Genomic DNA, 23283 nt, shown 5'->3' with positions numbered 1-23283 from the left:
CCTAAAGGTAGCCGGTACCTTTAGGTACTTTCAAAAGCTAAATTTTAGCTTTTGAGATGAAAGAGAAGAATGAGATTTGAGCAACAACATCACCGCCCAGAGAAGTATTATGCTCTAGAGGAGTATTTTCAAACCATGAATTTCAGTCACATTACCGGTGTGGATGAAGCGGGGAGAGGTGCCTTGGCTGGGCCAGTGGTTGCTGCGGCAGTGTGTTTTAAGCAAAAACCTCTTGAGCTATTGTATGATATCAAAGACTCTAAGAAGATTGCCGAAAGAAAACGTGAAGCACTATTTGATACCTTAATTGCCTTACCTTACATTGATTATGCTGTTGGCATTGTTGATGCATCTAGCATAGATACTATGAATATTTTACAAGCCAGTTTGTATGCCATGCAGATTGCGGTGAGCAACTTAAAACAACAAGCAGATTTATGTTTGGTGGATGGGCATATTCCTTTTAAATCGGATATCAAGCAATACACCTTAACCAAAGGTGATGACCGCTGTATATCCATTGGCGCAGCATCCATTATTGCTAAAGTAACTCGAGACAGAATGATGCGTCAGTATCATGAAGAGTATCCCCTCTATGATTTTATTAAGCACAAAGGCTACGCTACAACTGTGCACAAGCAAGCCATTGTAGAGCACGGGATGAGCCCATTGCATAGAAAGAGTTTTCAATTGAAACGTTGATCAGAATACTTTTTGTTTAAAATTCAAAATAGAAAAACCTTAGGTGCTCTGGGAGAAGAGCAAGCGCAGAAGTTTTTGCAAAAACAAGGGTATAAGCTGCTCTATAAAAATTATCGCTGCCCTTTGGGTGAAATTGATTTGATCATGCATAAGGCAAAGACCCTCCTGATTGTAGAAGTAAAGTCTGGAACGCACACAAGCATATCACCCAAAGTTCATTTTAACTGGCATAAGAAACAAAAATTGATTCGCTTGGCGCAATTTTTTTTAATGCATCATCCAAAGTATTGTGATTACACGGTGCAATTTGATTTAGTGGTTTATCAGCCACATCAACAGTCTTGTATTGAACATTATGCCTATGCCATTGACGATATGGATGGACTGTGATTGACGAAAAGTATGCATGCAGCAAATTATCAAATTCGTAAGGCCAAGCATGGTGATGAACAAGCCATTCATGATGTGCATATGTATTCCATTATGAATGTATGCATTCATGCGCATGGCAAAGAAGAAGTTGCAGGCTGGGGACAAAGACCCTTTGATTATAAAAAATGGTCTAATGCTATTGATAAGCATTGGGTTTGGGTTGTAGAAGATCAAATCACACGTGATATCAAAGGTATAGGCTGTTTGATCTTAAACAAAAAAGAAAAATGCGCAGATCTAGCGGCATTGTATTTTCATCCAGATATTATTGGGATGGGCTTTGGGAAAAAAATGATTGCGGCCATGCTACAAATTTCCAAGGAGAATCGGATCAATGCCATTAAGTTGGATTCATCTTTAACGGCTTTAGGCTTTTACAAAAAAATGGGTTTTGAACAAACAGGACCAAGGGTGAAAGAAGAAATAGGCGGTTCCATGGTCAGTGGCATTCCCATGCAACTCAAAATACAAACTTAATTTTAGTTCGTTGTACCTTGAACTTTTCTTATTCTAAAAAACAGAGCACTCGAGAGTACCTGTGAAATTAAGTGAACTTTCAGGATCTCTTGGTGAAGCTAACAATGCTTCAAATTTATAGAGACAAGCACTGTTTTTGCCATTGATTAACTGTCCTGATGTATAGTCATTTTTGATTATCTCAAACTTGATATCAGAAGGACAATCGTTACCTTCTTCAGTAACAACTGCGATTCCATGGGCCAATACCATTGTGGCTCCAACAATATCAAAGTCAAATTTATCATCAAATTTTATTGAACAAGATAAACTTACAGTCTGTATGTTAGGGTTAGCCAGTAAGTTAGAGGAAAGCAGCAAGACAACAAAAAATAAGACAAACTGTGTGACTAATAATTTCATTTAAATGGATTTACAAGAAACAATGCTTTGTGTCGATAGATAAATTTGCCCATAAGTAATATTAATGGGGTTTAAAGGTGTTACGTACTGATCAGCTTTCAGTGATGGGAAAGGGTAAGAGATTATGTACTAGTACCCATAGGTATGACATACCTATGGGTACTCGGTTGTGGATAAGTTGAGGTTTTTTTCTGTTATTCAGGGCAAAAAAACGTTATGAAACGCTCATGAAACCGAGAGTTGCAATTTTTGCGGGCATGTTTAAGGAAAAATCAGATGGGAGTGCACGTTCTCTTATTCAACTGTCCAAAAGCCTCAGTAAGCAAGGTATTGAGCATATGGTTTTTTCTCCTTGTGTGGATAAGTTTGATTCTTCTCACCTTTCCGTATTTGAAGTGACATCTATTCCAATATTTTTCTATCCAGAGTACAAGGTTGGTTTTTTTTCTAAAAAAGTACGCTTAGCTTTAGAACAATTTAAGCCTAATATTATTCATGTATCTACACCTGATTTAACCGGACATGGTGCAGCCAAATATGCCAAAAAGCATGATATTCCTTTACTGGCATCTTTTCATACGCATTTTCCATCTTACTTGCCGTATTACAAGTTAGGGTTTTTACAGAACTGGTTGTGGAAAAAACTAAGACAGCATTACAATCAATGTCACGCCGTTTTTACCCCTACTAAAATTATTCAAGATGAACTGTTAAGTCACGGTATTACTGGACTGGACAAAAGCAAAGAAAATCATGCCTTAAAAATATGGAGTAGAGGCATAGATGAGGAACAATTTTCTCCGGATAAAAGAAATGTTACGTTGAGACAAAGCTGGGGTGGGGATGATAAGTTTTATGTCTTATACGTCGGGCGCATGGTTTGGTACAAAAACCTTGAATGCATTAGAAAAGTCTACGATGATTTGTCTTTACACAAGCCAGAACTGTTTAAAAAAATTAAATTTTGTTTTGTTGGCGATGGTCCAGCTAAAGAGGCTTTAAAAAATCAAATGCCCAAAGCGCATTTTTTTGGCAGCATCAAGCCAGAAAAAATAGGGCAATATTATGCCAGTGCGGATGTTTTATTTTTTCCTTCCACCACGGAAACCTTTGGTCAAGTTGTCCAAGAAGCTTTGGCCAGTGGTTGCCCTGCAATGGTTTCAAATCAGGGAGGATGTCAGGAAATTGTTAAAGCATCACAAGCCGGCTATATTTTTTCTCAAGATGATATCCAAGCCTATTCAGCTAGTATTCAGGAACTTGTTGTAAACTTAAACAAAAGGCAAAACTTAAAAGAAAAAGCATTGGCTTATGCTAAAACCAAGCAATGGGATCAGGTCAATCAGGTAGTGATAGACGTATATAAAGATTTGCTAAATCTGACTGTTCCTTTGCAAAAAAACAGAAAGTTGGGATAATCACGCATGATGTTTAAAAAAATACATATTTTAAAGAGTTTAGTAGTCCTATTTCTAGCAGTGAGCGCGTGGGCGCAAGAAAAAATAATTTTAGAGGATTTTGAAAGACAAAGTGTTGGCAAAGTAGATTTTAATGGTTGGCATGTCTCTAACATAAAAGGTGAAGCTGAAGATATCTACTCTATTGTTAAAGAAGATAACAATTTATTTTTGCATGCGGACAGTCAGAAAAAGGCAGTGGCTGCCTTTAAAATTAAAGGTTGGAGTTTAAAATATAGACCTATTATGTCCTGGCGTTGGCGTGTGCATCAGCACCCAAAAGGCGGTAAGCCATTATCAAAGCCCAACAACAGTGCGGCTTCAGTTTATATTATTTTTAGAAAAAGTTTGATCCCATTGCGTTTTCAAACCATAAAATATGTCTGGGCAGAAAATGAGCCTGTAGGAGAGCATGTTTATAAAACCGGAAAAAATCCACAGGTTTTGATTGTGATTCGATCAGGAAAAGATGGTATGGGAGAGTGGATTACCGAAGAAAGAGATGTATTGGCAGATTATCAAAAATACTTTGAAACCGATAAAGTGAAAAGCCCCATGGCATTTGGTATTTTAACTGATTCAGAGCGCATCAAGAAAGGTCATGCCATAGCGGATTATGATGATTTTATTTTATTAAAAGAGGCGACAAAACCTAAAAAAAAGCCAGTTAAAAATAAGGAAGAAGAAAAATCGCTAGTATCCAATGCAGAGGAAGAGAAGCTTGAGTCGAGCATTAAGCCTGAAGCAAGCAACAAAAAAAATGAGGACGCCAAAAAAAGCACACCAGCTAAGTAAAGCTTTTGCTATGGGGGAAAAGTCAAAGTGTTGAACAAAGAATCATTTAAAGAGAGCGTTGATGTCAAAGTTAAGTAAAATATATCCTGTGATCTTATGCGGAGGTTCAGGAACGCGTCTATGGCCGGTTTCTAGAGAAGATTTGCCCAAGCAGTTTATTAATTTTTTTTCTGATAAAAGTTTGTTGCAAGAAACCCTTGAACTTACTTCCAATAGAGAAATCTATGCTCCACCGATCATTATTTCTAATCAAAGGTTTGAACATCTTCTTAAAAGTCAAATACATGCCATAGGCTTGGATTATACAGCGATCATTTTAGAGCCTGAAGCTAAAAATACTGCGCCCGCTATTGCGCTGGCCGCACAAAGTTTAATGGATAAGGATAGTGACGCTTGTATGTTTGTGATGCCATCTGATCATAAAATTATTCAAAAAGAACTTTTTAATCAAACAGTCCTTGAAGGCGTAAGTTATGCTCAAAAAGATCAATTGGTCACCATGGGGATTGAGCCAAAATCTCCACATACAGGTTATGGTTACATAGAGTGTGGGGAACAATGTTCTGAAACAGATCATGGGTTTAAGATCAAAAACTTTAAAGAAAAGCCCAGTTTAGAAACGGCTGAAGAGTTTTTAAAGACCAATAACTATGTTTGGAACAGTGGTATGTTTATGTTTACACCAAACAGTTATATAAAAGAGCTAGCACAGTTTCACCCAGACATTGTTGAAAACTCAAAACAAGCTATGGATAAGGCTAAACAAGACAATAAGGTTATTCACCCTGAGCAAAATAGTTTTTCTCAATGTACATCAATTTCAATTGACTATGCTGTTATGGAAAATACATCTGATGCTATTGTCATCAAAGCTGCCTTTGACTGGAGCGATGTCGGTGAATGGAATGCGATCTCTGACTTATCAACAGCACGTGCAGATGAAGATGGAAATATTAAAAACAACAACAATGTTTTTACAGAAGATACCAAAAACACCTATGTCCATGGGCATGATCGCTTAATTGCAGTTATAGGCTTAGAAGAAAGTATTGTTATTGATACCAAAGATGCCTTATTGGTTGCAACAAAAAGTCAAGCTCAGAAGGTTAAAAGTATTGCTGAGCAACTGAAGCAGTCCGATAGAGATGAGTATAAAAAACCTGCAATAGTCCATAGACCTTGGGGATCGTATGAAAGTGTTGATCAAGGTGAGAAACATCAAGTCAAACGTATTATTGTCAACCCAGGCCACAAGCTATCTCTTCAATATCACCATCACCGCTCAGAACATTGGACCGTTGTCAGTGGAACTGCGTTGGTTACCATTGACAATGAAGAAAAAATCTTAAAAGAAAATGAATCAGTATATATTCCTAAAGAAGCATCTCATCGTCTTGAAAATACAGGGAAGGAAGCTTTGCATTTGATAGAAGTTCAATATGGAAGATACCTTGGTGAAGATGATATTGTTCGCCTTGAAGATGTTTACGGCCGGGCAAATAAATAGATGTAAGATTAAACTTATTTTTTGTTTGTGCTCCTGGTCGTAAGAAGATCTGGGACAACATTTTTATTTATGATAAGCACATGAGCATGGAAATCTTAGTGCTTGCGCATCAGTACCCACCTTCTACAGGAGGCATGCAAAAACAATGTTACGAGTTGGTTTCACGCTTAGAAAAAGAGCATACTGTTCACAAACATATTTATCAAAGTGTAGGTAGCAAGCTATGGTTCTTTTTGACAGCTGGAAAAAAAGTACTGGGTTTATTAAAGCGTCATCCGGATATAGAGTTGATCTATATCAATGATCTCATCATGCTGTTGTTTCTTACTCCTGTTTTGAAAAAAATAACCACTCCTATTGTGGTCACCGTACATGGTCTTGATGTTGTTTATCCCAATACCTTCTACCAACGCTGGCTTAAGAATAATTTAAAAAAATTAAGTGCGGTTATTCCAGTTAGTTTTCAAACTGGGGAAGAGTTGATGAAACGTGGAGTTGTGGAAGAAAAAATATTTCCAGTCAAAAACGGCGTTTCTCTAGAACCCATTCAAAAGTTCTCTAAAGAAGATATTAATGAAACGATAGAAAAGTTTGGTTTAAAGCAATATAAAAAAGTGATTTTGTCTATTGGTAGACCAGTCGTACGCAAAGGTTTTTCGTGGTTTGGAAAAAATATTGTTCCATCTTTAGACAGCTCTATAGCTTATGTGATTGTGGGGCCAAAGCTAGAAAAACCAAAATTATACAAAACTTTACTGAATATTCCTGTTCTTAAAAAATTGATTCAAAAAATATTTCTTCTTGGTGTTCCAACCGATGATTTAAACATAAAAGACTTACAAAAAAATAATCCTAATATTATCCGTTTGAGCAATCTTTCTAATAAAGAGCTTAAAATACTTCTGCAGTATGCAGATTTATTTGTGATGCCTAATATAAAAGTGCATGGGGACTATGAAGGTTTTGGCTTAGTGACTTTAGAAGCGTCATCATCTAAAACAATATGTCTAGCAGCCAATGTTGATGGGATTCCTTCAGCAATTAGCCATAAAAAAAATGGTGAGTTGTTAATGTCAAAAGATATTGATGAATGGAAAACAAGAGTTGTTGAATTATTAAAAGATGATCAGCAAAGAGAAACACTAGCACGACACTATAAAAAATTTACTGATGAACATTGTTCATCTTGGCAAGATATGGCCTCTGAATATGTGGACGTTTTTAAAAAGATAATCAAGAGCTAAATTTTTTTTACCTTATTTGAGGTGAAGCAGACGCTTGGCTATTGTTTTTTCTTTGTCATGAGAAAATAGTACGAGGGTAAAGCAATAAAAACAACAAACAAGCTGGAAAACTCTCCAATTAAAGCCAGTTTACCAAAAGAGGCCAAAGCTTGGCTATTGGCACTAATTAAAGATAGGTAGCTAACGACAGTTGTCATTGAACAGACAATGATGGCAGAGCCAGTATTTTGAATGATGTGTGCTAAATTAGATTGCCGTTTAGAGAGTTGATAGAAAAAATTAATAGCATAGTCAATACCAATTCCAAAACTAATAGGAAGAGCAACAAAGTTAATAAAGTTAAATTTAATATTGAAAATTACTTGGGCAAAGAGCATGAGAAGAAACGATGAAAAAACTGAAATGGTCATATACAGCATGAGATGCCGAGGTAAAAAAACGATGATAATCAATAAAATGATCAGTAAAGACAAGAGTGTAGTTTTAGGGGCATCTTTTTTGATAGCGGCTATAAGATCCGCAAGAATGAAGCTTTGCCCTGCAACAACGGCATTCCCAACTTTAGCGGTTCTTTGTTGAATATCTTGAGTGTATAAAACAAGATTTTTTGAATTATGCGCTAATTTTGATCGAACAGGATAAAGATAGGCAATGGTATTGTATGTTGTTTCATTTTCTTTAAATTTATTTTTGATTAACTCTGGCAAATTGGCAGCTGAAATTTTTTCAAGCTTTGCTAGATTTTTTTTAATTTCAACAAGGTCTTTTTTTTCACTTTTATTTAAAAAGTTAATTGATTTATCATTGAGTAAAGATTTTATTTTATTAAGCTCTGTTAGTTTTTGATCCTGTTGCTCTGGAAGAAAAGAGTAAACTGTTTCACATCTGTCGAGCAAATTGTCGGGGTCATTTTTATCAATGGTTTTGCTTATATCATCGCAAAAAGCCTTATTATCTTGATCAAAAAGTACAACGCTTGGATTAACTTCTTTAAATATATTGTTGGCTTTTTTGAAAACTGGGTTGCTGACTTTATTTCTTAATTTTGAAAAATCATATTCTAATGAGTTGGGTATATAGTTGGTAATGGGAATGATGGTTGACAAAAGAAAAAGCGTTAACAGTAGGGCAAGCGCAGGGTAGCTTTTTTGAATAAAGCTAGCGAAGGTCTCGCTGATGGTGTGGGCAATGCCGGTGAAAAAAGTTCTTACTTTACCTTGAATGTTTCTAACGGGACTGTTGAATATAAATAAAGGTAAAATCATAAAGTTGGCTATCCAAGCTAGAAAAATACCGATTGAGCCAACCACACCAAACTGTCGTAAGCTATTGATTTCTGAAAAGTACAAACATAAAAATGCCAAAGAGGTGGTGATGGCAGAAAAAAATGTAGAAAAAACAGTTTTGTCGGTGGCTTTTAAAAAGGCTTTGTATTTTGATTGATGCTCTTTAGAAAAAGTGAAGTAAGCTGATAACAACAAAATACCTGTATTAACACCATTACCCACAATAATGCTCATAAGAAAAACAGTGATAGAGGTTAAATAATCAAAACAAAAATAGGCAATTCCCATCAGAGTTAAAACAGAGTATATCAAAGGAACAACTAAAAATAAGACAATCCGAAAATTTAAAAAATAAAAAAATAAAATTAAAAACACCAAAGACAAGCATAAAATGAGAGTAGAAAGCATGTCTTGAATAAGAGTTTTATATTCATAGACAGTTTCATAAAGCGAGCCGGACAGCTCAATGTTTATGTTTTGACGTTTTGCTTTGGGAAAGGTTTGCTCTATGGTTTGCTTTACTTTTTTAATTAAGCGTTCATTGCCGGCAATACCGCTAATTGCAGTGCCAGGTTGAACAATGATAATGGCATAGTCTTGCTGTTTAGAGAAAAAGTAGCCTTTGTAAAACTGGTCTGGGGAGTATTTGTTTTGTTGTGAATCTTTGTTTTTGTACTTTTCTTCAATATCTGAAATATCAAATTCAACTTTTTTATCTTCTATATCAAAGAACAAAGGGTTATTTTTAAGTTTTTCATGTTTGATTTTTGCTTTAAGTCGTTGACGAATGGTTTTTATGTCTTCTAGCTCAAGGTAAAGATACTTGTTGTTTTCATAAAAGTCTTTTGCATCCGATATGGTATAGTTAACTTTTTTGATGAATGTTTTGTTTATTTTTTGTAGTTGAGGAACTAAAGTATCAATAGTGTTAACAATGAGATCTTTATCATCGCTTTCAAGAATAATCGATAAAAGCTGCGTACTTTCTTGTCTACGTGTTTTTAAAAGGTTCATAGCCAGAACACTTGGTTTGTCTTGGGGGAGTAAAAATTTAAAATCGCTGTTAATTTTAAGTTTTTGAACTAAAATTAAACTTGGCACTAAACATAGCATGAGCCAGACACTATATTTTATAGGATGCCTTAAAATGTATTTTAGAATTTTTTTCTTATAGAGTTGGTTTATAATTGTTTTGTAAATCATGACAGTTAAAAATTAGCTTTCAATCTTAGTCCAAAAGAGAACCTGTTTTCTGCATTGACTCTAAATCTATTCCAAGTCGTTGGTCCCAAAGTATTACCAATAAAAACAGAAGCACTTAGCTTTTGTAAAGGAGTATGGTTAGAAAACATAAAATTTCTCTTTATACCAAACTCCATCGGTAGTTTCTTTTTTAGCGAAGAGCCAACAAAGGCGTTCTCACTGTTTGAGAAATCAATGGTATTGGAAAAGAATATAGCAGTATTTTCTATAAAAAAGTAGTCTAAAGCATTTTGTAAGCCATAAAAAACCAATCCACGCCGTTGAACATAAGCTGCAGCAGGTGCAATTTGAATATGACTACGGTTTAAAAGGTTAATATCTATAGGCATTGCACTTGATATGATCCATAAGGTTTTTAAGTCTCCGGGGTTGTCATTGTCACCACTTAATATAAAGGGAATTGTTTTTTTAACTGGGCTTAGCATAAAGAGTTCTCTGTTGCCTTGTCTAAAGTTTTCAAGCAAATTATTGCCTCTAGCCATGGTTGGCATAAGACTAATTTGCAGTGCTCTACGCCGACGGTCAGTCAATTTAAACAGTGTTAGTTTGCCGCCAACACCCTGCTCTGACTCATCGGTTTGCCCAAAAACATAGTTGATGTAGGTGAAAATGCTCAAATCTTGAACAAACTGCTGATCTATCATGAGGTAGCTTGAATTGCTGGCTATACTGGAAGTAACTGAAAAAAGATGGGTTTTAAAGAAGGGCGCTTGATTAAGCTGGTTTTTTTGAAAATCAGGGTATACCGTCAGCCCTAAGCCCAAGCCATTGATGCGCGACTCAGCCAAAGGGCTCAAAGCGCCAACATTGCCTAAGCCATTGCTTAAAAAAATGTCTGTGCTGACCTGGGAATTGATTCGATACTGCAAACCCAAGTCGTAACGCAAAGATTTTTTAGGTTCATGAGGGTTAAAGTTGAGGCTATTGCTTCCCTGTATGGGTTGAAAAACATTAAACCAAAGACCAAGTTTTTTGTGAATGTTAAAGTTGACTGCAGAGCTTAGACCAAATAAAGGGCCAAAAGCTTTAAAGTTATAAGGGTTGCTGGGTAAGAAGCTGGCGCTGTTTTTTTTATACAAAACAAGGGTGGGTGCTACTGAAAAGCTTAAATGCTTTTTCAACCATGAATAGTGGACACTGATTTTGGGGATAATGCCGGTCCCATCAACAATAGTCTGGGGTAAAGAAAAAAAGGTGGCCCCGCGTTGATAGCCAGAAAGCCAAAAACCAGCACTGACTTTGTGCTGACGGCTTATATCGGTAAAAAAATTATGTTTTAGCCCTACGGTGAACTCATAATTGCCATTATTAATGCGCCCATCAAGGTCTGTCAGGTATGAGCTATCAAATACCTGCGCACCCAATTGAAAGTCTGTTTTTTGACTTAAGCCATAAGTAATAGATGCACCTAAAAAAAAAGGGGTATCTTTACCATCAACTTTTGAAATATTATTATAAATCCTCTGACGTGCGTCTAGGATAAACTTATGTTTACCTGCTGTTTCAGCCGAAGTCTCATAAATAGTGATTTTTGAGAAGTTGTTTGTAGGGTTATTTTGGCTATATGCGCTTGTGATAAAAGCAAATAGGGTAATAAATATATTCCTGGCAAAAGAAGAGCTTAGACTAGATTTATTTTTATAGAGTCGAATAAACACACTGGCTCACATTTATCATAAAAACTAAGTTTTTAGAGGATAATTTATAAGATGAGAATTATTAGTTTTGTTTTAAAAGCATCAATAAAGAGAAGTTGATCAAATATTTTCTGAGTTATATTTTATTTAGAAAAATTAATTTGAGGTATTAATTTAAATGGTTAGGTGAAGTATTTTATTGTTGTGAAATAATTAATGAAAAATCATAGTTTTCTAGAATAATTTAACATTATAAATTCAATTTTCAATTGAATTTATTGTTCATTTCGTGGCGAATACATCATAGTGTGAATTGGAGTTTCCAATTTTTTGAAAATTTGAAAAGCCATTGGTACTAAGTAGTTTTTTTAATTTTGTAGGATCAACCCACCTTGTATCTACTTCATAAAAAATCCCTTGTATCAGGTATGACTTGTCTGTTTTGAATATTTCCTGCAAAACGGTCAGCTCATGACCTTCAACATCAACTTTTAGATATATATTTTCATACAAGTCAGAAAAGGCTTGATTGAGAAAATTAAAGTTGATTGTTTCAATTTTTTTTGGTGAGCCTTTAGAGTTATTTGTTATAGCAAGTGATGCAACACCAGTATGGGATGAGTCATAGTATATATTTTTTGTTCCAGGAGCTTTATCAACGGCTTTATTGTAGGTGAAACACTTTTGCTCAACATTATTGAGTAAAATGTTCTTATTTAAATAATGAAATGTTTGATCAACAGGCTCAAAAGCCACTACCTTTTTGCATTGAGGATTTTTTGCTGAAAGTATTGAATACAAACCTTGATTTGCGCCGACGTCTATAAATGAAAACTTTTTGTCTATAGAGCTTAATAAATCACTTAGAAAAACTCCATAGCTACCACAGAAATAGTAATGAAAAGTTGAATCTGAGTAATTTGAATAAAGTTTAACTTTATATTTTGAAGTTATTTTTTTTATTTTAAATAGAGTGAATAATAAAAACTTAGCTTTCCAAAATAACCAGCTCAAAGGAAATACAATACCTTTTTGGTAAAATTTTTTTAATAAAGTCAAAGTTAAAATTTTTTTCATTCTGAAATATTTTCTTCTATTTGTTTATATTGATGCCTGTCAAGAAAATGTATGGATTCGATTAAGACGGCACATATTTTTATAAACAATCGGTGGCAAATCTCTGATAATTGGGAAGCTTTTTGCATTAATTAAATTATGAAAATAAAAAGTCAAGATAAAAGCTTTTTTAATGGTTTTTTTGCCAATGTAAAATAACTTTTGATACTTGTGAGAGTCCAGATTTTTTGTTGTAGCAAAACAAGTTTAAAAAATTATAGTATCGAGGGCAATATAGATATTCATACAGTAAATCTATTTTTTCACTTTTTGTGCAAATAATAGGTTTTGTTTTAAGGAGTAGGTAGACAATTATTGTAAGCTAAAAAGCTTTAAGCACAGCTTTCTAAGAATACATAACTAAGTCGTTCAGTTGATACGAAATATGTGAATAGAATAATAAACTTTAATCTTGAGTTTGCAATATTCAATCAAAAAGCATACAAGCCAAATATGACCACAGATATTATCATGTTTGCAACAGATAATTTGAAAATTTACACAGATTTATCTATCAAAGGATGGAAAAAATATGCAGCCAATTATGGGTATAATTTTTTTCATTACAAAGAGCCTTATTATGACAACTTACATATTGCTTGGTCAAAAATTAACAGTGTTAAAGTCCATATAAATCAATCCAACGCAGATACTATTGTTTTAGTAGATGCTGATACTATCCCTACATCCTTAGATGTTTCAATAGAGAGCTTGCTAGATGAATTCATGTATGATCATATAGAAATTTTATTTCAAAAAGATGGGTCACATAAACTTAAATACTTTTATTTCCCGCATAATTTTTCTGCTGCATGGAAACTTAAAAAAAGAACAATGCCTAATGCTGGTTTTATTGTCATGAAAAACAGTGAAAAAGTTAAAGCGTTTTTTGCAGAGTGGATTGACAGGGCTCAGACCAGTCCTTTGGCCACTATTCCTCCTAGAAATCAGAATGTTTTAAACTTTGAAATGTTAAATCAAGATGAACTGAACAAAATGGTAGGTTATCTAGAAACTTGGGTTGTGAGTCGAAATGGTGGAAAATTATGTAGGCACTTTTCAAGTATGCGTCCTAATAAAGTATATAACAAAATGCTTCCTTACTATAAAAAACTGATGGAGAAATAGTAAGACATGATAATTCAATATTAGTCGAAAAAATATTTAGAAATGATCAATATTACAAAAATTCAGAAAAATTTTGAAAAATTTTCTCAATTTAGGAATACCCCTTTTGGGGGAACTTTACTGAAAAGTTTAAAAATAATTTTTACTGTTGCAATATCAATATATCTTTTTTTTGAAATCAGTAAAATTGGTTGGAAATCTGTATTGGCATCGTTACCAATAACACCTTACTTTTATATTTTATTTTTAATCACCTATATTGCCTTACCACTCTCGGAACAGCTAATTTATAGTTGTTTTGTAAATATTCCTTTTTGGGGAGGGATTAGAGTTTTTTTAGTCAAGAAAATTTTAAATTTTGATTTAATTTCGTATTCAGGCGAAGCTTACTTGTTCAATTATGGTGTTAAACACTGGGGAAAAAATAAATTAGAATTATTTAGAATCATAAAAGATAACAATATTATTTCATCATTTTCATCATTTATTACAGCTTTAGTTCTTCTGGTCACATTAGTGCATTTTGAACAAATTGGTTTTTTAAGCTTTTTTAATATTAGTCAAACGACCTGGCTATCGATTATTGGTTTTGTAGGATTAATTTTACTTAGCTTTATTTTTTTTCGTAAAAAAATTATCAATTTTGATAGTAACACAACAGTAAAAGTTTTTTTCATTCACATGTTTAGGCTAATTATTGTTTATTCTTTATCAGTTTTACAATGTGTGGTGGTTCTACCAGAAATACCATACAGTATATGGTTTACATTTTTAGCCGTAAAAATTATTTTTACTAGAATTCCTTTCTTACCAAGTCAAGATATTGTCTTGTTAGGGGTATATGCAAATGTAGCAAAAATATATGCTGTTTCCCAAGCTGAAATTATGGCTATTTTCATAATGATAGCTGCATTGAACAAGCTGGTTAATTTTTTGTTTTACAGCGTTTTTATCTTAAAAAAACTAAAACTTAAATAGACGCTTTGTACCGAGACTTATAAATAATATGTTTGTATTGTTATGCTGAATACAGACGTAAGCTATACATGAAGATCCGTTAAATTATAATTAAATAATGTGAGATACTATAAACATTACAAAAACAATAAATGTTGTTACCTGGCTAACAAAAACCGAGGCCGATAATATATCTTTAACAAGGCCAACAATTTGATCAAATTCCGGATGAAAATGATCGAGATAGGTTTCAAAAGCAGAGTTGATCAATTCAATAGATAATATCATGCAAGAAGCAAGCAATCCTACAACTAACCATAGAACAGCGGCTTGAAAATAAATAAAAAATACCAGCAAAAGAACAGCAAAAAATAACTCAATTTTTAGGCTATGTTCATGTTTAAAGGCATGTTTTAAACCATAGAGTGAGAAGAAAATTTTTTTGAATAGGTTTTGTTTTTTATTTTAGTTTTTTAGTAGGTGTAACCTAGCTATAAAACTTTTATATCATTAAAGCAGCTGATAATCGTTTAAAAAACATATTTTCCACTGAGACCTACAAATACATCATCTCTGCTGCTATTTTCAATGTAGTTGAAGTTTTGGATGTGTTGATAAGTGATATTGCCATTAAGAGAAAATATATTTTGTGTAGAAGTGTTTTGGCGATTCCAAAAACAATTTAGACCGGCTTGATAAGAGTGCTCGGAGCTTTCAACATTAGGGTCTGTATTGCCATAAAACTTATTTTTAAAATCAGCCGTGCCGCTTGATTCAAAACCAGCTAATACGGAACACCACAATTTTTTTGACCAAAAATAATTTATTCTGGCATAGGTTCCAAGACCATCCGGTCCAATGGGATGACCCAAGACTTTGTTTTGATTGATGAAGCCGGACTTAAAATTTCCATGTCTGTAAGCAATGTAACTGGTTTTGGCAAATTCAAAACTAGCATCCATCTTGAGTGTTCCAAAAAGTTGATGAAAATGCAGTCCAAGTAGACTCTGAAAGTCTCTAGAGTTGATAGGCATATTGTCGCAACAATCCTCAACCAGAAACTCAGCATATGCTTCCACTTGTCTGGGGAACAGTTGATAACGAGCATCAAAAATAAAGTTGCGGTTGCTGACACCGGAAAAGTCAGAAAAAACATCACCAAAATAGATTAGAGGGGTTTGGTCTTGAGTATTTTTACCGGCAAATTGAACGGTATAACTCATGCCCAGTTCCAAGCGTTTATTTGGCGCAAATGACAATTTATGCCCAACCAAAACAGAGTTTTCACGATTACGATTGGCATCAAGCACAGATACAAATGTTTCGTACTTGACGGGGCCCAAGAACTTTAAAAAATTTGAAAACTCAATTTCTTCATCATTGAAAATGCGAATAGCCCATAAGGGAGGCGTGTTGTTGGATAAATTAAAGCTGTGAATTCTTGCTAGGTTCCATTGAATGGAGCTTTTTCCTAACAAAATACGCAGTTTGGAGAACTTTAGCAGTATATTAGCGTTGTAGAGATCCATATTTAAATCTCTGGATTGCTCATTTATATTGAAAAATGCTCCTGCATTGATTTCGATTGAATTGTTAAAGCTTAAATGAACATAGGGGTCAAAAAATACTGTACTGTCATCTTGAAGTTTTTTGTCCTGATCAAAAAAGGATGAGTTATCCAGCAGGTAATTTTTTGTGGCATCAATATCGATAATAGCTCTATCCGGTATTGAGTTATAAAATAGTCCGCTGTTTAAAGAAAATTGTGCATCAATTTTTGAAGAATAGTTTTGAGGTGAAAAAACATAAGCGTTGGCATCTGGCGATGAGTCTTTGATGAGCTTGTTAAGGGTTTGTTGGCTATAGCTGTGTTGGCCTCTTAAGTTAAAGCCAGGTAGGGTATGCGTATCGGCGTATTTTTTTATGAGAATGTATCTGAAGTCGTTATTGGCTAGAAAACTTTGTCCATGGCTACTGCTTACGAGGAAAAAATAAGTTAAAAAAAATAGTGGGTATAATAATGTTGCTTTTTTCATGGGCTATGCTTTGTGCTTGGTTCAGTATTTGAGTTGAGGGGGATAGGTTTTTTTATTGAGTTTTTCCTGTTTTTTTTACTTGATTGGTGGATCACCATAACCAATAAAGAAAGGTTGATAACGCCGGCTGTGATCATGGCAATGTCTCTACCGCCTTTAAAAGACTCGGCTTTAACAGCGTTAGGTTTGATCATGAACAGAACAATCAAAAAACAGATTGATTTTTTAATAAAAATCATGACTTGCATGCTAGAGCAATATCATTTTTAGGTCAGAAAAACATGGTTTTTTGTGTTAATTTGGCTATAAGCCTTATGTGAAGATCTTGATTACAGGCAGTACCGGTTTTATTGGGCAAAACTTATTAAAGCACCTTGATCCGGCTCAATATCAAATTACCGTTCTTAATCGTAAACAAAAAAAGCTCGACCATACGTCTATCAAGCAAATTCTTGGTGATTTGCATGATAAGAAAGCTTTAAAACAAGCTGTTGTTGAACAGGATATGGTTGTGCATCTGGCGGGCTGTGTCAAAGCTAAGGATCAAGCGGCTTTTGATCGAGTCAACGTAGAAGGAACAAAAAAATTGTTGGATGCCGTGCTTGCGCATAATCCAAATTTAAAGCGCTTTATTTTAATTTCATCCTTGGCTGCTGCTGGGCCTACACAATCTGGGGATGTGGCAGAATGTAAGCATGAAAGCCAAATTAATCAACCGATTAGCCTTTATGGAGAAAGCAAACATCGTTCAGAAAAAGCTTTTTTAGAGCATGCTTACTCTGGTGAAAAAGTCATTTTAAGGCCACCAATTGTTTATGGACCGTATGACTATCAATTGTTGGATTTATTTAAGCTGTTAAGTAAAGGCTTGGCTTTAAAAATGAAGGGCAAAGAAAAGTATTACAGTATGGTTTTTGTCGAAGATTTTTGTAGAGCAATTCAATGCATGCTTGATGCTCAAAAAGTAGGGAAAGAAACTATTTTTTATGTCTCAGACCCACAATTGTACAGCATGCAAGACATCATCAATCAATTTCAAAAGGCTGCAAAGGTCAAAAAAATCAGAGTTATAAAACTACCCAAAGTTTTTTTTAAATTTGTTGCCATAGTAGCAGATTGGATTGCAAATACCTTTTCAAAACCTCAGCCATATAATTCAGATAAATACAAAGAGATGTTGGCAGCAGCATGGACGTGTTCTCCCAACAAGATAAAGCATCAACATAGTTTTGAGTGTCAGTATGACCTGCAAACAGGGTTTGATAAAACCATACAATGGTATAAGAAACAGGGGTTGTTAAAATAATGCGTGTTATTGAGTTCAGACTAGAAGATAAAACTTTGCTCAGAGACTTTGTAGAGTTTCCATTTAAGTTGTACCAAGGTGAAAAGCAATGGGTACCTAAACTTAAAATGGACTACTTGGGTGCAAGTCTGCTTGGAAAAGTTGGTATGTTTGAAGAAAAGTTTCCTTTTCATCAAGATGCAGAAACAGTTTTTTTGATGGTTAAACAAGAAGATCAGGTTTTGGCAACCATGACGGTTTCTATCAATCATGCTTACAATAAGTATCAACAGCAAAAAGTTGGCTTTTTTGGGTTTTTTGAGTGTGTCAACAATGCAGAAGTTGCACAACAACTGTTTGACCATGCAAAAGCATGGTTAAAAACAAAAGGGGTACTATCTTTTATAGGGCCCTATAACTTTACTTACAATCACACTTGTGGTGTCTTGGTCAAAGGCTTTGATCTAAGTCCCTATATTGAAATGACATACAATTTCGATTATTATGATAACTTGTTGCATTCAGTTGGCCTTGAAAAAGCCAAAGACTTGCTCTCATTTTATGTACCTGTTGAAGAGCAATCCAGAGAAGCACGTTACTCAAAGCTAGCACAAAGAATTTTAAAAAGAAATCAAATCAGTATTAGGCCAGTATCGTTAAAAAACTTTAAGCAGGATATCAGAACGTTTGTAGATATATACAATGAAGCTTGGGAAGATTTATGGACCTTTGTTCCATTGAGTGAGGAAGAAGCAGACATTATAGCAGATAGTATTAAGCCTATTATTATTCCGGAAATGTTTTTGTTTGCTGAAAAAGAAGGTGTACCTATTGGGGTCTCAGGCTTAATTCCAAATGCTAACGAGCTGTTAAAAGTAGAGCAGGGTTATTTTGGCCAAAGTGATATCTATAGAGTATTGAATCTTTTATTTAAGAAGAAGAGTATTAAAAGTGCACGATTGATGGCTTTTGGGGTTCGAAAAAAATTTCGTAAAAAGGGTTTAGAAGCAGCCCTATTATCCCATGCTCAACAAAAATTAAGTGGCTGCGGCTTTTCAGCCTGCGAAGTGGGTTGGGTTCATGAAGATAATCAACTTATTTTAGGAACCATTGAAAGTTCTAAGGGAGTGCATTATAAAACTCACCGCATTTATACGGGTAGCTGCTAATCAAGTATCAATGAAGCGTTTTTTTACAGTAGTTCAATATATTTTTGCAGCGGTCAGCTTGCTTGCCATAACGATTTATGTGTTTCGCAAGTTTCCTATTGATCAGCAAGCATTATCTGAGTTGAACTGGCGGTATCTTTTTTTATTATTGGCATTGTCTACACTAGATTTATGGCTGCGTGCTTTCAGGCTGAAACAGGTGGCTTCTTTGTTGAAAGAAAAAGTAGCCGTATTTAAAACCTTTCAGGTAGCAAGTTTGGGAGATTTTTATTCCAGTATTACACCTTCAAGAATGGCAGGTGAGCCCAGCCGTTGGTATTATTTACAAAAATTTAATATTCCAAAGGTCAAAGCAGCTTCAATCATAGGTATAGAAAATACCATTGATCTTGTTTATTTAATCAGTTCAATTTCACTGATCCTGTACTTTTCTCAAACTCAATATGATCAATTGCAAGATAAGTTATCGGGTTTGATCAAAGTGTTTTTTATAGTTTTTTGTATTATTTTATTTTTGATGGTTTTTAGTAAAAAATTTACGTATTCTTTTTTGGTTGGCGTACAGAGAAAATTTAAAAAAATTAATTTGGCTAAAAAATACATTCAAGCTCGAGCTTATTTTTTAAATATACTCAATTATGGCAAGTTACGATTTTTTATCTATGTAGGCATAACTTTTGTGTGGTGGTTTAATCGTTTCAGTATATTGTGGTTGATTGCATGCATGTTAGGCTATTCATTATTGCCTGTTGATATCTATGTTCCACAGTTTCTGATGTTTAACTCTTTGCATTTAACACCCTTGCCGATTAGCGGAGGATCTTTTGAAGCTGCCTTTGTACTGATTTATGAAAATAAAATACCTGCTCATAACATGGCTTTAAGTTTATTTTTATGGCGATTTTTTACCTACTATATTTATATGATTAATGGAGCTGGCGTACTTTTGATCAGATCATTGAAAAGAAAAAAATTAAAAGACACCTAGGTCTTTAGCGGCTTTTCTAAAACATTCTACAATGAACTCAATTTGTTCAGGTGTGTGGTTATGCATGTAGCTTGTTCTGATGAGCGTTGTCCCCATGGGTACAGCAGGTGGGAGAACGGGAGCACAAAAGATACCATGATCAAAAAGTGCCTGGTTGAACTTAAAGGTGAAGTTCATGTCATTGTCGCCTTCAAGAATGATTGGGATAATGGGTCCGCCATGTTCAGGAACTTTAAAGCCATATTCATTAAATAGTTGGCGCGCATACTCTGTATTTTTATGCAAACGACTAACACGTTCAGGCTCATCACGAATGATTTGTAAAGATTTAAGAGCTGCAGCTGCGCTGGCAGGAGGGATGCTGGCACTAAAAATTAAGGCCCTAGCATGATGTCTGATGTAATTAATCACAGTCCTATTGCTGGCGACATAACCTCCAATAGATGCTAAAGATTTACTGAATGTCCCCATGTTAAGGTCAACACTATCAGTCATATTAAAATGTTGTTCTGTGCCTTTACCTTCTTTCCCAGCAGCGCCAATGCCATGTGCATCGTCAATGTATAAAAAAGCCTTGTATTTTTTGGAGAGTTCAACGAGTTCAGGAAGACGAGCATATTCACCAGTCATACTAAATACACCATCAGAAACGATAATTTTTTCTTCGGTATCTTCGTATTTTTTTAATAAGGATTCTAAGCGTTCAATGTCATTGTGGTGGTACCGGCACACTTTAGCCAAGGAAAGGTTGTTGCCATCAACAATACTGGCATGATTTTCTTTGTCACTGAAAATAACGGTCTTCTTAGTAGATAAGGCGGTCAAACTACCCAAGTTGGCAAAAAAACCAGTACTAAAAACCACACAACTTTCATAGCCAAGAAAGTCAGCCAATGTTTCTTCCAGTTCATCATGGATTATTGTATTACCGTTGAGAAAGCGTGAGCCACTGCAAGAAGTTCCATACTTTTTTAAAGCTTGATCAGAGGCTTCAATAACACGAGGATCGGTCGACAAGGAAACATAGTCATTAGAGCAGGCCAAAAGTTTTTTTTCACCATTGACTTCCACATGAAGGCCGTCACTTTTATTAACGGGTCTAAAATAAGGATATATGCCTGCTTCTTTCATCGTATCCGAGTACGTGAATTTTTTCAGTCTTTCCAGAAGATGCATCAACCCCATATAGCGAAATAAGCCTATTAACGCAAGCGATTTTCAAAAACTAGACGCTGATTACCAAATATATAAGGTGTTCATGAGTTCAGTTCTTATAGTGCTAACTTGGGTTTATTGAGTGTCTTGTGTGAGGTTTTGAAGACATGCAGCAGGAAAAATTGCCCGACATATCAAAATAATACGATTTTAAAGCAGGTTTTAATTGTTTCATTTGTCCCTGAACTCTGAACAAAAAAAATTTTAAGCAAAATTCCAGGCATAACAACAGCCATGTTTTCTATAGTATCACCTGAGAAAAAAACTAAAAAAACACTTCAAATATAACTGAATTGGCTTTTTTTTGAGACTATTGTAAGCATAAAAACAATGCGAACACTTATAACCAAAACTTTGAGAGCTAGGCTGTTTATTTACTATCTGGTTCCTATTGCTGTTTTATTAACAGGCTCATCTTGGTATTTTTACAGTGTCGCCAAAAAAAGCTTAGATTCTGAGATGAATGTGCGTTTAATTCATTTGGGAGAGACTTTTGCTCAACAGCTTGATGCCTTGCAGATTAAGGCTTTAAAAGACTTAGGGGAAAGTAGTAAAACATACATTCGCCTGCAGAAAAGATTAGAGCGAATCGTAAAAAGCAATGATCTGGCATATATGTATATTGTAGATGTCCAAGGCAATAGTTTGGTTGATTCAAGGTTGGGCTATAAGCCAGGAGTAAAATATGCAGGTCTGGATATTTTTCAAAAGAGCTTGTTCCAGGCCATGGCTGGACAAGCCAGGACTGAAAATTTATACGTTTCTGAATTGGGAACCATGCAAAAATATGCCTTTGTTCCTGTTTTGAATCAAAATGTTGTTCAGTCAGTGATCGTACTCAAGGCAGATGCCTTGTTTTTTGCAAGTTTAAATAATTTAAGACGAAGTTTAAGTTATTTTGCAATGGTTTGTTTGTTGCTAATTATTGTGGTTAGCACAGTTATTTCATCCAGTATTGTTAAACCTATTGAAGCTCTGGTTAAAAAGGCGAAGGAAATTGGTGAAGGTATATTGAGTAACCCAATTAAAATAAAAGCTGATGGCGAGTTACAGTATTTAGCCAATGCCTTAGAAGACATGCGCTGTAAAATAAAACAAAGAGATCAAGAAAGAGATATGATGCTCAAAGGTATTGCACATGAAATTAAAAATCCCATAGGCGGTATTGATTTGTATGTCGATATTTTATCCAGCGATCTAAAAAACGCAGATAATTTAAAGTCCGTGGAAAAAATAGGTAAAGAAACAGCGGCCATGAAACGCGTCGTAGATGAGTTTTTAGATTTTGCCAGAGGCATTGTTTTGGATGTGGCAGAGCATGATGTTGATGATTTTTTGCTCAGATGCAGCGAGTCTTTTGAACGTGAGTTAAAAGAAAAAAAAGTGATCATGCAAGTTAAGTCACATGAGCAAAAATGGACTTTTGATGAGCATTATATCAAGCGCGTGGTGTTAAATTTAATGAGAAATGCCATTGATGCGGTTGAAGCTGAGAAAGGTAAAATTGAGATTGATTACAGAGTAGAAAAAAACATGCTTTATTTTATTATTGAAGACAATGGACAAGGGATTTTGAAGCAAAATATGAAAGAAATATACAAAGCTTTTTACACCAGTAAGGCCCAAGGTATGGGCTTAGGGTTAGCTTTTTGTAAAAAAATTGTTGAAAAGCATGGTGGCATTATAGAGGTGCAGTCTGTTTATGAAGAGGGCACTGTTGTAAAGGTGGGGTTACCTAAATATGGCTAAGATATTAATTATAGAAGACAATGCCACCATGGGTGAAGGCATGTTAGAAATTCTGCAAAAAGAAGGGTATGTTGTAGACTTGGCGTATAAAGGGCAACAGGGAATAACCTTACTTAAGCGCAGCCACTATGATTTAATATTTTGTGATATGCGCTTAACAGATATCAGCGGTCTTGAGGTGTTGGCAGAACATCAAAGTATTCAAAGTAAGGCAAAGTTTGTATTTATTACTGCTTTTGGCAATATTGAGCTTGCTGTAGAATGTATTAAAAAAGGGGCTTATGATTTTATTCCTAAGCCCTTTACACCCAAACTTTTACGTGAAAAGGCGCTCGAGTACACACAAAAATAACTCTAAAATATTGAAAATATTTATTTTTTTCAATTTATGTTTAATGCGAATGAACCTGTAGCTTTAGGCTTTTTTATGGTAAAATA

21 protein-coding genes are annotated in these 23283 nt (G+C 34.7%); 14 read left to right on the top strand and 7 right to left on the bottom strand.

All coding sequences use genetic code 11. The annotated features are described in order from the left end of the window. Positions 1-69: 69 nt before the first annotated feature. From MRY82_01800 to MRY82_01790, 3 genes are read left to right on the top strand one after another with little or no spacing between them, the layout of a single operon-like run. Entirely contained in the window at positions 70-702 is a 633-nt protein-coding gene (locus MRY82_01800; GenBank protein MCI5071662.1) for a ribonuclease HII, read from the top strand. Between the two features lie 12 nt (positions 703-714). Next, entirely contained in the window at positions 715-1092 is a 378-nt protein-coding gene (locus tag MRY82_01795; GenBank protein MCI5071661.1) for a YraN family protein, read from the top strand. Positions 1093-1104: 12 nt separating this feature from the next. Further along, positions 1105-1611, top strand: coding sequence for a GNAT family N-acetyltransferase (locus MRY82_01790; protein ID MCI5071660.1), 507 nt, complete (start codon positions 1105-1107; stop codon positions 1609-1611). A 33-nt stretch (positions 1612-1644) separates the two neighbouring features. Here MRY82_01790 and MRY82_01785 read toward each other — a convergent pair whose 3' ends face one another. Beyond that, a complete protein-coding gene (locus MRY82_01785; GenBank protein MCI5071659.1) occupies positions 1645-2013 on the bottom strand; it encodes a hypothetical protein in 369 nt (122 codons plus the stop codon). 257 nt (positions 2014-2270) lie between these two features. On the opposite strand from MRY82_01785, the gene MRY82_01780 reads away from it, so the two are divergent. The 4 genes from MRY82_01780 (at position 2271) to MRY82_01765 (ending at position 7016) form a co-directional block, all read left to right on the top strand. Then, positions 2271-3431: a glycosyltransferase family 1 protein gene (locus MRY82_01780; GenBank protein MCI5071658.1), complete on the top strand. Its 1161-nt coding sequence runs from the start codon at positions 2271-2273 to the stop codon at positions 3429-3431. Positions 3432-3491: 60 nt separating this feature from the next. Next, positions 3492-4265, top strand: coding sequence for a DUF3047 domain-containing protein (locus MRY82_01775; GenBank protein MCI5071657.1), 774 nt, complete (start codon positions 3492-3494; stop codon positions 4263-4265). Between the two features lie 61 nt (positions 4266-4326). Further along, a complete protein-coding gene (locus MRY82_01770; GenBank protein ID MCI5071656.1) occupies positions 4327-5772 on the top strand; it encodes a mannose-1-phosphate guanylyltransferase/mannose-6-phosphate isomerase in 1446 nt (481 codons plus the stop codon). Positions 5773-5858: 86 nt separating this feature from the next. Next, complete coding sequence (locus tag MRY82_01765; GenBank protein ID MCI5071655.1) at positions 5859-7016, top strand: glycosyltransferase family 4 protein; 1158 nt, start codon at positions 5859-5861, stop codon at positions 7014-7016. A 38-nt stretch (positions 7017-7054) separates the two neighbouring features. Here the strand turns inward: MRY82_01765 and MRY82_01760 are convergent, their stop codons facing one another. The 3 genes from MRY82_01760 to MRY82_01750 form a co-directional block, all read right to left on the bottom strand. Beyond that, complete coding sequence (locus MRY82_01760; protein MCI5071654.1) at positions 7055-9415, bottom strand: MMPL family transporter; 2361 nt, start codon at positions 9413-9415, stop codon at positions 7055-7057. A 95-nt stretch (positions 9416-9510) separates the two neighbouring features. Beyond that, on the bottom strand, positions 9511-11223 hold the full coding sequence (locus MRY82_01755; GenBank protein MCI5071653.1) for a hypothetical protein: 1713 nt from the start codon (positions 11221-11223) through the stop codon (positions 9511-9513). 261 nt (positions 11224-11484) lie between these two features. Further along, entirely contained in the window at positions 11485-12279 is a 795-nt protein-coding gene (locus MRY82_01750) for an FkbM family methyltransferase (GenBank protein ID MCI5071652.1), read from the bottom strand. A gap of 426 nt (positions 12280-12705) precedes the next feature. Here MRY82_01750 and MRY82_01745 point away from each other — a divergent pair, with 426 nt between their 5' ends. Together MRY82_01745 and MRY82_01740 are read left to right on the top strand one after the other, a co-directional pair. After that, positions 12706-13446 carry a glycosyltransferase family 77 protein gene (locus tag MRY82_01745; protein MCI5071651.1) on the top strand — a complete coding sequence of 247 codons (741 nt, stop codon included), beginning with the start codon at positions 12706-12708 and terminating at the stop codon, positions 13444-13446. A 42-nt stretch (positions 13447-13488) separates the two neighbouring features. Further along, entirely contained in the window at positions 13489-14424 is a 936-nt protein-coding gene (locus MRY82_01740) for a hypothetical protein (GenBank protein MCI5071650.1), read from the top strand. 509 nt (positions 14425-14933) lie between these two features. Here the strand turns inward: MRY82_01740 and MRY82_01735 are convergent. Together MRY82_01735 and MRY82_01730 are read right to left on the bottom strand one after the other, a co-directional pair. Beyond that, on the bottom strand, positions 14934-16439 hold the full coding sequence (locus MRY82_01735) for a capsule assembly Wzi family protein (GenBank protein ID MCI5071649.1): 1506 nt from the start codon (positions 16437-16439) through the stop codon (positions 14934-14936). After that, positions 16436-16633: a hypothetical protein gene (locus MRY82_01730; GenBank protein MCI5071648.1), complete on the bottom strand. Its 198-nt coding sequence runs from the start codon at positions 16631-16633 to the stop codon at positions 16436-16438. Before MRY82_01730 ends, MRY82_01735 begins: the two co-directional genes overlap by 4 nt. Before the next feature lie 122 nt (positions 16634-16755). Here MRY82_01730 and MRY82_01725 point away from each other — a divergent pair, with 122 nt between their 5' ends. From MRY82_01725 to MRY82_01715, 3 genes are read left to right on the top strand one after another with little or no spacing between them, the layout of a single operon-like run. After that, complete coding sequence (locus MRY82_01725; protein MCI5071647.1) at positions 16756-17745, top strand: NAD(P)-dependent oxidoreductase; 990 nt, start codon at positions 16756-16758, stop codon at positions 17743-17745. Continuing rightward, entirely contained in the window at positions 17745-18893 is a 1149-nt protein-coding gene (locus tag MRY82_01720) for a GNAT family N-acetyltransferase (GenBank protein ID MCI5071646.1), read from the top strand. The genes MRY82_01725 and MRY82_01720 overlap by 1 nt, the downstream gene beginning before the upstream one ends. A gap of 10 nt (positions 18894-18903) precedes the next feature. Beyond that, positions 18904-19881 carry a flippase-like domain-containing protein gene (locus MRY82_01715; GenBank protein ID MCI5071645.1) on the top strand — a complete coding sequence of 326 codons (978 nt, stop codon included), beginning with the start codon at positions 18904-18906 and terminating at the stop codon, positions 19879-19881. Here MRY82_01715 and MRY82_01710 read toward each other — a convergent pair. Beyond that, a complete protein-coding gene (locus MRY82_01710; protein MCI5071644.1) occupies positions 19867-21012 on the bottom strand; it encodes a pyridoxal phosphate-dependent aminotransferase family protein in 1146 nt (381 codons plus the stop codon). The genes MRY82_01715 and MRY82_01710 overlap by 15 nt on opposite strands. Before the next feature lie 414 nt (positions 21013-21426). Between MRY82_01710 and MRY82_01705 the strand changes: the two genes are divergently transcribed. Beyond that, positions 21427-22845 (top strand): HAMP domain-containing histidine kinase, encoded by a 1419-nt coding sequence (locus MRY82_01705; GenBank protein ID MCI5071643.1) that lies wholly within the window; start codon positions 21427-21429, stop codon positions 22843-22845. Next, positions 22838-23197, top strand: a complete 360-nt coding sequence (locus tag MRY82_01700; protein ID MCI5071642.1) for a response regulator — start codon at positions 22838-22840, stop codon at positions 23195-23197. Before MRY82_01705 ends, MRY82_01700 begins: the two co-directional genes overlap by 8 nt. Positions 23198-23283: the final 86 nt, after the last annotated feature.

The sequence above is a fragment of the bacterium genome, from assembly GCA_022763185.1.
Classification (GTDB): domain Bacteria; phylum Bdellovibrionota_G; class JALEGL01; order JALEGL01; family JALEGL01; genus JALEGL01.
This window is presented reverse-complemented; position numbering and strand designations above follow the sequence as displayed.

Bases quoted from the DNA above. Each gene is read 5' to 3' on its own strand.
- MRY82_01780 (MCI5071658.1), top strand. From the start codon at position 2,271: ATGTTTAAGGAAAAATCAGATGGGAGTGCACGTTCTCTTATTCAACTG.
- MRY82_01790 (MCI5071660.1), top strand. From the start codon at position 1,105: ATGCATGCAGCAAATTATCAAATTCGTAAGGCCAAGCATGGTGATGAA.
- MRY82_01785 (MCI5071659.1), bottom strand. From the start codon at position 2,013: ATGAAATTATTAGTCACACAGTTTGTCTTATTTTTTGTTGTCTTGCTG.
- MRY82_01715 (MCI5071645.1), top strand. From the start codon at position 18,904: ATGAAGCGTTTTTTTACAGTAGTTCAATATATTTTTGCAGCGGTCAGC.
- MRY82_01750 (MCI5071652.1), bottom strand. From the start codon at position 12,279: ATGAAAAAAATTTTAACTTTGACTTTATTAAAAAAATTTTACCAAAAA.
- MRY82_01740 (MCI5071650.1), top strand. From the start codon at position 13,489: ATGATCAATATTACAAAAATTCAGAAAAATTTTGAAAAATTTTCTCAA.
- MRY82_01765 (MCI5071655.1), top strand. From the start codon at position 5,859: ATGGAAATCTTAGTGCTTGCGCATCAGTACCCACCTTCTACAGGAGGC.
- MRY82_01730 (MCI5071648.1), bottom strand. From the start codon at position 16,633: ATGATCAAACCTAACGCTGTTAAAGCCGAGTCTTTTAAAGGCGGTAGA.
- MRY82_01705 (MCI5071643.1), top strand. From the start codon at position 21,427: ATGCGAACACTTATAACCAAAACTTTGAGAGCTAGGCTGTTTATTTAC.
- MRY82_01710 (MCI5071644.1), bottom strand. From the start codon at position 21,012: ATGAAAGAAGCAGGCATATATCCTTATTTTAGACCCGTTAATAAAAGT.
- MRY82_01800 (MCI5071662.1), top strand. From the start codon at position 70: ATGAGATTTGAGCAACAACATCACCGCCCAGAGAAGTATTATGCTCTA.
- MRY82_01735 (MCI5071649.1), bottom strand. From the start codon at position 16,439: ATGAAAAAAGCAACATTATTATACCCACTATTTTTTTTAACTTATTTT.
- MRY82_01720 (MCI5071646.1), top strand. From the start codon at position 17,745: ATGCGTGTTATTGAGTTCAGACTAGAAGATAAAACTTTGCTCAGAGAC.
- MRY82_01760 (MCI5071654.1), bottom strand. From the start codon at position 9,415: ATGCTATGTTTAGTGCCAAGTTTAATTTTAGTTCAAAAACTTAAAATT.
- MRY82_01700 (MCI5071642.1), top strand. From the start codon at position 22,838: ATGGCTAAGATATTAATTATAGAAGACAATGCCACCATGGGTGAAGGC.
- MRY82_01770 (MCI5071656.1), top strand. From the start codon at position 4,327: ATGTCAAAGTTAAGTAAAATATATCCTGTGATCTTATGCGGAGGTTCA.